Here is an 11,534-nt window from a genome sequence, read left to right on the forward strand (position 1 = left end):
AGGCGGATGGACCACTCGGCGGTGCGGGGGCCTTACGGGCTCGTACTGTCCCGGCCCCTCACGATCGCGTTGCCATCACCATTCCGAATTTCAACCAGTCACGGAGTTCAGGACCGCCGGGACCGAACGCCGCACGCCTTCCCTCCCCGGGCGTCACCACCGCAGCTACGCCCGCCTCGGGCCCCGAACATTAGTAGTCATGGAATTCATTTTCATCTAGCCTGGGCGGCGGATCGATCCCCAACCCCCGCGGGAGGCAGGCGTCATGGACGGTGTGTCGACCGGCGAGCGCGTGTCGACGTGGCGGTCGACCCGGCAGCGGGCCGCCGTTCTCCGGACGCTGCTCGACTGCCGCGATTTCGTATCAGCAAGGGACTTGCACGCGACACTGACCGCCGGCGGCGCCACGGTGGGTCTGACCACGGTGTACCGGACCCTGCGGATGCTGGAGCGGGACGGGCACGTGGACGTCGTACGGGAACAGACCGGTGAGCGCCTGTACCGACCCCGCCCCGCAGACGGGCATCGCCACTATCTCGTCTGCCGGAGCTGCAGCTTCAGCCTGGCCGTCGAGGCGGAAGCCGTCGAACGCTGGACCAACGACGTTGCCACGGCGACCGGCTTCGCCGAGATCGAGCACACCGTCGAGCTCTCGGGAGTCTGCGACCGCTGCCAGAGCCAGTCCGACAGGCAGGCGCCGCACCCATAGCCGGACGTCAAGACTTGGCAACGATTGTCATTTCTATCGAAGCGAACATGGTGGTGACATTCGTTTTCAATTAGCGTGAGGGGTCGAGCACCCCTTTCACTTCTGTCCTGGAGGAATCCCATGCCCACGTCCCCGTCCCGGCGCCTCGCGCTGATCACCGGCGCTTCCCTGGCTCTCCTGGCGGGCTGCGGCAACTCGTCGTCCGACTCCGGCAGTGATAGCAGCACCGCGCAGGGCGCCGCCTCCTCTTCAAAGGTCAAGGTGGTCGCCTCCACCAACGTCTACGGCGACATCACCGAGCAGATAGGCGGCGACAAGGTCGACGTCACGTCGATCCTCAGCGACCCCGACCAGGACCCGCACTCCTTCGAGGCCAACACCCAGAACCAGCTGGCCCTTTCCAAGGCCGAGGTCGTCATCGAGAACGGCGGCGGCTACGACGACTTCGTCGACCGCATGCTCAAGAGCAGCAACAACTCCTCCGCCGAGTTGATCAACGCGGTGAAGGTCTCCGGCAAGGCCGCCCCCGAAGGTGGCGAGCTCAACGAGCACGTCTGGTACGACTTCCCCACCGTTTCCAAGATCGCCGACCGGATCGCCGCCGCTCTCGGCAAGGCTCACCCCGCGGACGCCGCCACCTTCACCAAGAACGCCGAGACCTTCAAGGACAAGCTCGCCGCGCTGGAGGCGAAGGAAGCGGACATCAAGAAGGCGCACAGCGGCGAGGGCATCGGCATCACCGAACCCGTACCGCTGTACCTGACCGAGGCGAGCGGGCTGGTCAACAAGACGCCCGACGAATTCAGCGAGGCCATCGAGGAAGGCGACGACGTCGCCCCGAGGGTCCTGCAGGAGACCCTGAAGCTGTACAGCGACAAGCAGGTTCAGGCGCTCGTCTACAACGCGCAGACCTCCGGGGCCCAAACCGAGAAGGTCAAGGATGCAGCCAAGGCGGCGGGCATCCCCGTCGTCCCCGTCACCGAGACCCTGCCCGAGGGCATGGACTACCTCGGCTGGATGACCGCCAACGTCGACGCGCTCGCGACCGCGCTGGACAAGTGAGGCAGCACGGCATGGCCCACGTACCCCAGGCCCGCCGGGGCAGCACCGATCACCGGGGAACCGGCTCCGCCCCGGTGATCGGCCTGCGGGGCGCCGCCCTGTCCTACGGCGAGCGCACGGTGTGGCAGAACCTCGATCTCGACGTACGGCCGGGCGAGTTCCTGGCCGTGCTCGGGCCGAACGGCTCGGGCAAAAGCAGTCTCGTGCGAGCCCTTCTGGGTCGGCAGCCCCTGTCCGCCGGAACGCTGACCGTCCTTGGCCGATCCCCGCGCGAGGCCGCCCGGCACATCGGCTACATCCCCCAGCAGGCAGAGCTGTCCGCCCAGGCGCTCCTGCGCGCCCGCGACCTGATCCGCTTCGGCATCGACGGGCACCGCTTCGGACCAGGTCTGCGCACGGCTGCCGTCCGCCGCCAGGTGAACGAGATGCTGGAGGCGGTCGGTGCCTCCGCCTACGCCGACGTCCCACTCGGCATGCTGTCCGGTGGCGAACGCCAACGCGTACGCATAGGCCAGGCGTTGGCCACCGACCCCCGCATCCTGCTCTGCGACGAACCGCTGACTTCGCTCGACCTGCACCACCAGCGGGCGATCACCGAACTGGTCGACGCCCGCCGCCGCACCCACGACACTGCGGTCGTCTTCGTCACCCACGAGATCAACCCCGTGCTCGACCTCGTCGACCGCGTCCTCTACCTGGCACCGGGCGGCCACCGCGTCGGCACCCCCGACGAGGTACTCACCTCCGAATCCCTGTCCCAGCTCTACAACACCCAGGTCGACGTCGTCCGGGTACGCGGCCGCGTCGTGGTCGTCGGCACACCCGACGATCCGGCCGCCCCACCCCACCACACCGACGCCAGGGAAGGAGTACGTCCATGACGTTCGCCGACGGGATCTGGCATCAGATCTTCAGCTTCGACAACTACGGCGAGCTCCTCGCCCTGGTCCGCAACTCCCTCATCGCCGGCGCCGCGCTCGGCCTCATCGGCGGCCTGGCCGGGGTCTTCGTCATCATGCGCGACCTGCCCTTCGCGGTCCACGGCATCAGCGAACTCTCCTTCGCCGGCGCCTCGGCCGCCCTGCTGCTGGGCACGAATATCGTCGCCGGCTCCATCGTGGGCTCACTGCTCGCCGCCGGCGTGATCGCCCTCCTCGGGACACGGGCCCGCGACCGCAACTCGGCCATCGGCATCCTCATGCCGTTCGGCCTGGGCCTCGGCGTGCTCTTCCTGGCCCTCTACAAGGGCCGGGGGGCGAACAAGTTCGGTCTGCTGACCGGCCAGATCGTGGCCGTGGACGCCCCGCAGACGGCCTGGCTTCTCGGAACCTCCGCGGTGGTTCTCGCCGCGCTGGTGGTGATGTGGCGTCCGCTGACATTCGCCAGCGCCGACCCGGACGTAGCCGCGGCGCGAGGAGTCCCGGTACGCGGCCTCTCGTTCGCCTTCATGATCGTGCTCGGGCTCGCCGTGGCCCTCTCCGTACAGGTCGTGGGCGCACTGCTGGTCCTCACGCTGGTCGTCACCCCCGCCGCGGCCGCGGCCCGCGTCACCGCCTCGCCGGTCCTGCTTCCCCTGCTCAGCGTCGTCTTCGCCGTGGCCTCGATCGAGGGCGGCATCCTGCTGGCCCTGGGCAGCTCCATCCCCATCAGCCCCTACGTCACCACCATCTCGTTCGGCATCTACGTGGTCTGCCGATTCGCCGGCACCTGCCGTGCCCGACGGTGGGGCAGCCGCACGGCGGCTCCACAACCCGCCTGAGATCGGGTCTCGGTACGCCTGTTGTCAAGAGGCACTCCTCATGACGGCCCTCTTCGACCGGAAGTCCGCGTGGCGCACGGCCGCCGTCGCTAGAGTGCGGCACGGTCGTGGTCCTGTGCGGCGAAGCGAGTGGTGTGAGCGAGCAGAAGAACGAGGGAAACCGGCTCGGGTTTGCCGACGCCGTGCGCCTGTTGGTACGGGCCGTCGTGTATGTGGTTCTCGGCGGGCTCTCGCTCGCCACGCTCGGCACAGTCGCCGGCTTCCTCGGACCGGTGCTCGCGCTCGACCTCTACACCCCGCCCGTCGCTGCCTGGTGGACCGTTTTCACGGCTGTCGTGGTCCAGGGAGTCCCCTTCCTGTTGCTCGGCACGGTCGTCTCCGCTGCGATCGGCGTATTCGTCCCAGAGCGCGCCTTCAGCCGTCTGCTGCCACGCGCTCCGGCACTCGCTGTCCCCGTCGCGGGTGCGGCAGGTGCCCTCCTGCCGGGGTGCGAGTGCGCGTCCGTTCCGGTGGCCGGCAGCCTCATGCGGCGGGGGGTACCACCGGCCGCCGCGCTCGCGTTTCTGCTCTCCGCACCGGCCATCAACCCCGTTGTGCTCGTGGCCACTTCGATCGCGTTCCCGGGGCAGCCGATGATGGTGGTGGCCCGGCTCGCGGCATCTCTCTCCACCGCCGTCGTGATGGGCTGGCTGTGGGCACGCTTCGGCCGTCAGGAGTGGCTGCGACTGTCGAAGGGGGGAGCGCCACGAGCCGGCGTCTCCCGATCCGGTGACTTCGCAGCCGGCCTGCAGCACGACTTCCTGCACGCGGGAGGCTTTCTCGTGCTCGGCTCGGCAGCCGCGGCGACCTTCAACATCGCGGTGCCGCGCTCGGTCCTTGACCTCTTCACCGGATCGCCCTGGCTGTCCGTGCCGTTCCTTGCGCTGCTCGCCGTGGTGCTGTGCGTCTGCAGCGAGGCCGACGCGTTCGTGGCCGCGTCGCTCGTCGGGTTCCCGCGAAGCGCGCAACTGGCCTTCATGGTGGTCGGCCCTGCGGTCGACCTGAAACTGATCGCACTGCAAGTGGGCACCTTCGGCCGGACTTTCGCCGTCCGGTTCTCCTCGGTGACCTGGGGGGTCGCACTGGCGGGCAGCGTAGTGGTGGGGTGGTGGCTGCTGTGAGGCGGTACCTGTCAGCGGTCGTGTTGCTGCTGGTGGGCGGCGCGGTGCTGCGGATCTCGCTGTTCAGCGCTCTGTATCTGCGGTACGTGCAGCCGGGGCTGCGGCCGTATCTGGTCGTGTCCGGGGCGCTGCTGGTGCTGCTGGGCGCGGCGGCGGGGGTGAGGGCCGCTCGGGAGGTCCCGGACGAGACGCCGCACGGCCACGGGCACCCTCACGCCGACACGGCCGCGCCACGACTCGCCTGGCTGATCGCCCTTCCCGCCGCCGCCCTCCTCTTCTTCCCGCCGCCCGCTCTCGGCTCCTACAGCGCGGAACGTGAACAGGCGCAACGCGAGGCGCAAGGCGTCGGCACGTTCCCGGCACTGCCTGCCGGTGACCCGGTGAACCTGACCATCGCCCAGTTCAGTTCACGGGCCGTCTACGACAGCGGACGCTCCCTGAAAGGGCGAACCGTCAGGTTCACCGGCTTCGTCACAGGGGATGACGACGACCGCTGGTACGTGACCCGCCTACTGGTGTCCTGCTGCGCGGCCGACGCTACGACGAGCAAAGTGCAGATCCGTGCTGCGGACGCCCCGGCCAAGGACACCTGGGTGACGGTCACGGGCGTCTGGCGCCCGGAGGGCAGGCTGGGTTCGTCGACGGCCTGGCCCCCGGTGCTGGACGCGAAGACGGTCAGGCGGGTGGAGCAGCCCACGGACCCGTACGAAAAGCGCTGATCCACGAGAGGCACGGACACAGGGACAGTGCTGGACGCGACACGACCGCCCTGCGCGTTGCAGATGTCCACAATTGGGAGCCTCCGCGCTGATCGCCCTCCCGGCTTTGCCAACACGGCGGCGCGCGGGCGGGCGTAATGCCAGCCGACTGACCGGGCTGAGCCGGCAAGGGTCCGCCGTCCATCGAAGGTGTGCCCGACGATCACCGTACGGCCGCCCCGGGGGGCGTGGCCCGCCTGACGTCCTGCTCGGCCCGGACCGCACCACGGTCCAAGCCGATCACGACGTCGGGCAGCTCTGCGGAAGATGCTGGCTCAGTCCTCGGCGAACCTGAGGTGCGGAGCGACACTACGCAGTTTCTCGCAGGTTTCCTCGATCTCCCGCTCGGGGCTGGACTGAGTGGTGACTCCCGCGCCCGCCCGCAGCCACGCCTCGCTTCCCGCGCCGATGAGGGTGCGTAGGACGAGGGCGGCGTCCAGAGCGCCGTCGGTGCTCCCCCGGAACACCGCGCCGCCGTACAGTCCCCGAGGTCCGTCCTCATGGCGGGCCAGAGCCTGAAGGGCGGCGCGTTTGGAGACGCCGGTGGCAGTGATCGCGGGGAAGAGGGAGGCGAAGGCGTCCCACGGTCCGGCGTCCGGCCGAAGCCGGCCCGTCACCCGCGAGGCCAGGTGCTGCACCGACCCTCGCGGGCGGACCGCCATGAACTCCTCGACCACGACGGAGCCGGGGCGGCACACGGCCGCCATCTCGTCCCAGGCCAGGCGTACGGACACGGCGTGTTCGTGTATCTCCTTGGGGTCGCTGAGCAGTTCTGCGCGCCGACGCTCGTTCTCCGCCGGGTCGGGTCCCAGTGCGCGAGTGCCCGCGAGCGGCTGGGTGCTGACACGTCCGTCCTCCCCGATCTCCAGAACGGTCTCGGGGCTGAACCCGGCCGCCCGGTAACCGCCGAGGTCGAGCAGGTAGGAACGTGCCGGTGTGTTGGCCCGGCGGCCCGCGAGATAGGTCGCGGGAAAGTCCGGGCGGGGCTCGGCAGGCAGCGGGACCTTCCGGGAGACCACGGCCTTCTCCAGGAGGCCCGCGCGGATGTCCTCGACCGTACGGGACACCGCCTGGCCGTAGGCGGCGGTGCCGGCGGCGATGACGCCCTCGGTCCTCTCCCGCGTCGGCTCGTCGGAGGCGGTCCGTCCTGCCGCGGGCTCCGCGAGCAGGTCGGCCACCTTGCGCGCCCATGCCTCGTCCACCGCACGGACCACCGTCCGGTCGTCGGTGAGGGTCACCTCGACGGACGGGATCAGCGCGTGCAGCAGGGGCTGGTCTCCGGTCGTCGCGGGGTCCGCGTGGAGGAGGTGGGCGAGTTCGAAGGCCGCCCAGCCGTAGAAGTGGCGTCCTTCGCCACCCGCGCCTCGCAGGGCGGACAGGGCGGTGGCGAACGCCGTCAGTGGTTTCCGGTCGGTGCGCGAGGTCCAGGTCCGCCCGGCGGCCTGCGCTGTGATGCCGGTGGCGCTGGCGGTGACGCTCACGGCGGAGCCGGCCGCGAAGTGCCAGACGCCGCCTTGCGCCTCGTAGACCACGTACTGGTCGGCGAGTCGCGCCTGTGCGAGGCGGGTGGTGGTGGCCGCCGGGTCGTGGCAGGGCTCCTGGGTGCTCGCGCACGCGAGCGGGGGGACGGACCTCGCCCATGCCTCCCAGGTGTTCCGGGATCCGGTGCTCATCGTGTCGTGCCTTCTCTCTGCCGCTGGGTCCGGTTGATCACGGGTGCTGGGTGAGGGGTCACGACGGTGCCGCCTCCAGTCGCCAGCCGTGGGCGCGGGCCCGTCGTTCCCAGAAGGCGGCATAGGTGCCGCCTGCCGTGACCAGGTCGTCGTGCGTGCCCCGTTCGGTGATCTCGCCGTCCTCCAGAACGAGGATCTGGTCGGCGCTCACGACGGTGCTCAGCCGGTGCGCGATGACCAGGAGGGTCTTGCGGTCGGCCAGGGTGCGCACGGCCTCGGCGAACAGCGCCTCGTTCTCCTGGTCGAGTGCGGCGGTGGCCTCGTCGAGGATGAGGATCGGGGCATCCTTGAGGAAGGCGCGGGCGATGGACACGCGCTGTCGCTGTCCGCCGGACAGTCGCGCGCCGCCCTCCCCCACCTTCGTGGCCCAGCCGTCGGGCAGCTCCTCGATCACGCGGTCCAGTCCGGACAGGGCCGCGGCCGCGGCCAGGTCGCCAGGGCTCGCCTCGGGGGCGGCGATGCGGACGTTCTCCTCGATCGTGTCGTCGAAGAGGTAGACGTCCTGGAACACGAGGGAGACATGGGCCGCCAGGTCGTCGGCGGCGATCTCGCGGACGTCGACGCCGCCGATGTGGACGGTGCCCTCGGTGGTGTCCCGGAAGCGGGCCAGCAGCCCGGCGACCGTGGTCTTGCCCGCGCCGGAGGGCCCGACCAGGGCCGTCATGCTGCGCTCGGGCAGGCGGAAGGTCACGTCGTGGAGGACCGGGCGTGCGGCTGCCCCGTCCGCCGAGCCGCCGTCGTAGCAGAAGCCGACCCCGGTGAACTCCACGCTCGCGTCGCGGGGCATCTTCGGCTCGGCGGGCTGGGGGAACGGCGGTTCCTCCAAGACCGCGCCGAGCCGTTCCAGGGTATTGCGGGCGATGCGCATGCCCGCGCCGGCCTCGGCGGCGGACGACACGCTGTCGATCAGGCGGACCAGCAGCACCAGGAGCGCCAGCAGGGTGGGCACGGTGAGCGATCCGTCGAGCTGCCAGGACACGCCCAGCGCGAGCAGCAGGGCGAACACGAGCCGGGTGGCGAACGAGAAGGAGACCAGTCCGGGCAGGCCCCGCGCGATGAGCCGCCGGTCCGCGCGCGCCTCGGCCACCAGGGCGTCGTCCAGCGCCCCGTAGCCCTCCGCGGTCCGGCCGAACGCCCGCAGCACCGGCTGGTTGCGCGCGTACTCCAGGACCCGGTCTGCGGACTCGCCGATCGCGGCGTCGCGGCCGAGGTCGAGCCGGCGCATCACCGCCGTGCTCGCCGACTGGACGGCGAGTAGCACGGGCGCGCAGACCAGCAGTACCAGGGCGGTGCGGACGTCGAAGAAGAAGGTGGCGATCACCAGCGTCACCGGGGTGAGGAGGGAGCTGATGAACGGGCGCAGCAGGTGGGCCGGTGTGCTCATCACCTGGATGACGTTCTGTCCGGCCAGCCTGCTGAACTCGGCCGTGCGACCGGCGGTGAACCAGCCGAGGGGCAGACGCAGGGCTTGGTCCGCCATACGGCGGTGGAGCACCCGGGAGAGCTGGGAACCGACCCTGAACCCGCCGCTGATGGCCGCGCCTTGGAGCACGGCGTACGCGAGCGCGCAGCCGACGAACGCCGTCAGCCAGGGCCACACGTCGTCGGGGTCCGGGCCGAGCAGGGACCGCAGGACGGGCACTAGCAGGGCGAAGGCCACGCCCTGCAGGACGGCCGCGCCGCACTGGAGGACGAGCAGCCGGTTCAGCGGGCGGGAGCCCTCAGGCCCCAGGACGCGGTAGAGCTGACGGATCATCGTGCACTTCCCTCTCGGATGTCGTCCGCCGCCCGGTCCGGCTGTGCGGTCCGCTGGGCTTGCCACAGCGCGGCGTAGCGGCCCTGGGCGGCCAGCAGGTCGTCGTGTCGGCCCTGTTCGGTGACGCGTCCGTCCTCCAGCACCACGATCCGGTCGGCGGAGCGGATGGTCGACAGCCGGTGGGCGATGACGAGCAGGGTGCGGCCGGCCGCGAGCGCGGACAGCGCGTCCTGGATCAGTGCCTCGGAGTGCGGGTCGGCGTACGCGGTCGCCTCGTCGAGGACGAGGACGGGGGCGTCGGCGAGCAAGGCCCGTGCGATGGAGAGGCGTTGTGCCTCACCGCCGGAGAGGGTGACGGCTGTGCCGAGTTCGGTCGCGTAGCCATCGGGGAGGGCCATGACGCGGTCGTGGATGCGGGCGGCGCGGGCGCACCGCTCGACGTCCTCGTCGGTGGCGTCGGGGCGGCCCAGGCGGATGTTGTCGGCGACGCTCGCGCGCAGCAGCCGTACGTCCTGGAGGACGAAGCCGACCCGGCGGTACAGCTCGGTCGCGGGGATGTCACGGAGGTCGGCGCCTCCGAGGGTCACCGTGCCGGCCGTGACGTCGTGGAAGCGGGGCAGCAGCGAGGCCAGGGTGGACTTGCCCGAGCCGGAGGGGCCGACCAGTGCGGTGACCGTGCCGGGCGCGAGGTCGAGGTCGACGCCGCTGAGGACGTCGGTCTGCCCGTCGTAGGAGAAGGACAACCCGCGCATAGAGATGTGGTGGCCGTCAGGCAGGGCGGGGGTCGTGGGCTCGGGGAGCGTTGAGGTGTGCAGCAGCTCCGTGATGCGGACGGCGGCGGCCTGGCCGGCCCGGATCTGCTGGATGCGGGGGCCGACGACACCCATGGGGGCGGCGACGGCGGGGCCGAGCAGCAGGAAGGGGACGAGTTCCGCGCCGGTCATCCAGTCCTGGGTGACGAACACCGCGCCCACCACGGACAGGAGCAGCAGGACCACGGCCGGGGCGACCACCAGCACGGCGGCGGTGGAGCTGACCAGGGTGGTCCGGACCCAGCGGGAGAAGAAGTCCGCGAAGCCCTCGGTCGCGTCGACGAAACGCTCATGGGCCTTGCCTCCGCGCCCGAAGCTCTTGAACACGGCAATGCCGGCCGCGAACTCCACGGCGGCGGCGGAGATCCGCCCCAGCGCGGCGCCGAACTCGGCCATCTGTGCCGCCGCGCCCGCCATGGCACGGCTGAACAGGAACGCGCCGAGCAGCAGGGGCACGACGCTGGCCAAGGCGAGGCGCCAGTCGACCGTGAACAGGTAGGCCAGTGCCAGCACCGGGGCGGTGAGCACGGCGACGACGTCGAGCAGGGTGTGGGCGAACAGCGTGTGCAGCGCGCTCACGTCGTCCTGCACCGCCTGCTTGACCTCGCCGGTGCCCCGGTCGGTGAGCCTGCCGAGGGGCAGCCGCCCGATGTGCCGGGCGAGGCGGCGGCGGAGGGCGAGCTGGAGGTCGTTGTCGGCGACGTGGGCGAGGGCGCCGGCCGCCGTGCCGCACACCAGGGCGAGCAGACCCGCCGCGCAGGCCAGGATGACCAGTGGCCACAGGGCGTCACCGTCGGCGGGGGACCCCCCGGTGAGACGGTCGGCGATCTGGGAGACGGCGATGAACGGCACCACTCCGGCGAGGGCCGCGACGGTCTGAAGGCCGACGGCGACGGCCAGTCGGCCCCGGACGGGCTCGGCCAGCGCGCGGAGCGGGCGCGGGGGCGCCTCGGTGCCCCCGCCGGGGGCTGCCGGGTCTCGGGATACCGAGTCCGGGCCGGGCTCGGACGGTTGTGACTTCACTTGACGAGTACTCCGATTTCGGGGATGGGCCTGCCGCCCGCCTCGGTGATGCGGCGGCTGGTCATGCCTGCCTCGCGGGCCAGCCGGGCGACGTCGAAGGTGTGCCAGTCGTAGCTGTCGGCGACCTCGCGCACCGTGCGGCCGTCGCGCAGCACCTTCCAGGTCGTGGTGAACCGCATGGCGTCGCCCTCGGTGGGTTCGCCGCCGATCCACCACTCGTACGTCTGGCGTCCGATGGTCTCCCTGAGGGACATCACCGGGGGGATGACGCGGGGTGAGGAGACCCCCATCAGTTCCACGACGATGGGCGCCCCGTCCGGCAGGCGGGCCGCTAGCCGCTTCCAGAGCGCCACGCGTACGGGGACGGTGAGATGACCGGCCACGCCGAAGATGACGACTGCGGAGAGCCGTTCGGGAAGGACGAGGTCCTGGGCGGCGCCGTCGACCACCGTCACCCGGCGCCGCAGGTCCGGGTCGCGGGCGACCCGGGAGGTGAGCACGGCCCGCATGGTGGCCGACGGCTCGGCCGCGAGGATCTCCGCCTCGGGCAGCGCGGAGGCGATGACCTCGGTCACGCGTCCGGTGCCCGCGCCGATCTCCAGGACGGGGCCGTGCGACACGTCCAGTCCCGCGAGGACGCGGGTCAGCGGCGGACCGCTGCTGGCGGTGTGCCGGGTGGCGACCAGCTCGTAGAACTCGGCCGAGGTCGAGTAGTAGTCGATCACGACAGTCTCCAGGCGGGGGTGGCCGAAGGGGCAAACG

The 11,534-nt window shown here is 71.1% G+C and carries 10 protein-coding genes; 6 read left to right on the forward strand and 4 right to left on the reverse strand.

The window, feature by feature from the left end; all coding sequences use genetic code 11:
* The first annotated feature begins 265 nt into the window (after positions 1-265).
* The 6 genes from OHB49_RS11490 to OHB49_RS11515 all read left to right on the forward strand — a co-directional run bounded on the left by OHB49_RS11490 (position 266) and on the right by OHB49_RS11515 (position 5,409).
* Entirely contained in the window at positions 266-709 is a 444-nt protein-coding gene (locus OHB49_RS11490) for a Fur family transcriptional regulator (RefSeq protein WP_329160008.1), read from the forward strand.
* A gap of 120 nt (positions 710-829) precedes the next feature.
* Positions 830-1,771 (forward strand): metal ABC transporter solute-binding protein, Zn/Mn family, encoded by a 942-nt coding sequence (locus OHB49_RS11495; RefSeq protein ID WP_329160010.1) that lies wholly within the window; start codon positions 830-832, stop codon positions 1,769-1,771.
* Positions 1,772-1,782: 11 nt separating this feature from the next.
* Positions 1,783-2,652 carry a metal ABC transporter ATP-binding protein gene (locus tag OHB49_RS11500; protein WP_329160012.1) on the forward strand — a complete coding sequence of 290 codons (870 nt, stop codon included), beginning with the start codon at positions 1,783-1,785 and terminating at the stop codon, positions 2,650-2,652.
* Positions 2,649-3,530, forward strand: coding sequence for a metal ABC transporter permease (locus OHB49_RS11505; RefSeq protein WP_329160013.1), 882 nt, complete (start codon positions 2,649-2,651; stop codon positions 3,528-3,530). Before OHB49_RS11500 ends, OHB49_RS11505 begins: the two co-directional genes overlap by 4 nt.
* A gap of 134 nt (positions 3,531-3,664) precedes the next feature.
* Positions 3,665-4,690: a permease gene (locus OHB49_RS11510; RefSeq protein ID WP_329160015.1), complete on the forward strand. Its 1,026-nt coding sequence runs from the start codon at positions 3,665-3,667 to the stop codon at positions 4,688-4,690.
* Entirely contained in the window at positions 4,687-5,409 is a 723-nt protein-coding gene (locus tag OHB49_RS11515) for a TIGR03943 family putative permease subunit (RefSeq protein ID WP_329160016.1), read from the forward strand. Before OHB49_RS11510 ends, OHB49_RS11515 begins: the two co-directional genes overlap by 4 nt.
* 314 nt (positions 5,410-5,723) lie before the next feature.
* Here the strand turns inward: OHB49_RS11515 and OHB49_RS11520 are convergent, their stop codons facing one another.
* Genes OHB49_RS11520 through OHB49_RS11535 form a run of 4 tightly spaced genes read right to left on the reverse strand, consistent with a single transcriptional unit; the run spans position 5,724 to position 11,497 of the window.
* The gene (locus tag OHB49_RS11520; protein WP_329160017.1) at positions 5,724-7,121 is read right to left on the reverse strand and encodes a salicylate synthase; all 1,398 of its coding nucleotides are present in this window, start codon (positions 7,119-7,121) and stop codon (positions 5,724-5,726) included.
* Between the two features lie 58 nt (positions 7,122-7,179).
* The gene (locus OHB49_RS11525) at positions 7,180-8,937 is read right to left on the reverse strand and encodes an ABC transporter ATP-binding protein (RefSeq protein WP_329160018.1); all 1,758 of its coding nucleotides are present in this window, start codon (positions 8,935-8,937) and stop codon (positions 7,180-7,182) included.
* Complete coding sequence (locus OHB49_RS11530) at positions 8,934-10,772, reverse strand: ABC transporter ATP-binding protein (protein ID WP_329160019.1); 1,839 nt, start codon at positions 10,770-10,772, stop codon at positions 8,934-8,936. The genes OHB49_RS11525 and OHB49_RS11530 overlap by 4 nt, the downstream gene beginning before the upstream one ends.
* Positions 10,769-11,497: a class I SAM-dependent methyltransferase gene (locus OHB49_RS11535; protein WP_329160021.1), complete on the reverse strand. Its 729-nt coding sequence runs from the start codon at positions 11,495-11,497 to the stop codon at positions 10,769-10,771. The genes OHB49_RS11530 and OHB49_RS11535 overlap by 4 nt, the downstream gene beginning before the upstream one ends.
* Between the last annotated feature and the right edge of the window lie 37 nt (positions 11,498-11,534).

This window comes from Streptomyces sp. NBC_01717 (genome assembly GCF_036248255.1).
GTDB lineage: Bacteria > Actinomycetota > Actinomycetes > Streptomycetales > Streptomycetaceae > Streptomyces.

Excerpts from the sequence above, each read along its gene's own strand:
- OHB49_RS11525 (WP_329160018.1), bottom strand. The coding sequence starts at position 8,937 with ATGATCCGTCAGCTCTACCGCGTCCTGGGGCCTGAGGGCTCCCGCCCG.
- OHB49_RS11520 (WP_329160017.1), bottom strand. The coding sequence starts at position 7,121 with ATGAGCACCGGATCCCGGAACACCTGGGAGGCATGGGCGAGGTCCGTC.
- OHB49_RS11500 (WP_329160012.1), top strand. The coding sequence starts at position 1,783 with ATGGCCCACGTACCCCAGGCCCGCCGGGGCAGCACCGATCACCGGGGA.
- OHB49_RS11495 (WP_329160010.1), top strand. The coding sequence starts at position 830 with ATGCCCACGTCCCCGTCCCGGCGCCTCGCGCTGATCACCGGCGCTTCC.
- OHB49_RS11505 (WP_329160013.1), top strand. The coding sequence starts at position 2,649 with ATGACGTTCGCCGACGGGATCTGGCATCAGATCTTCAGCTTCGACAAC.
- OHB49_RS11490 (WP_329160008.1), top strand. The coding sequence starts at position 266 with ATGGACGGTGTGTCGACCGGCGAGCGCGTGTCGACGTGGCGGTCGACC.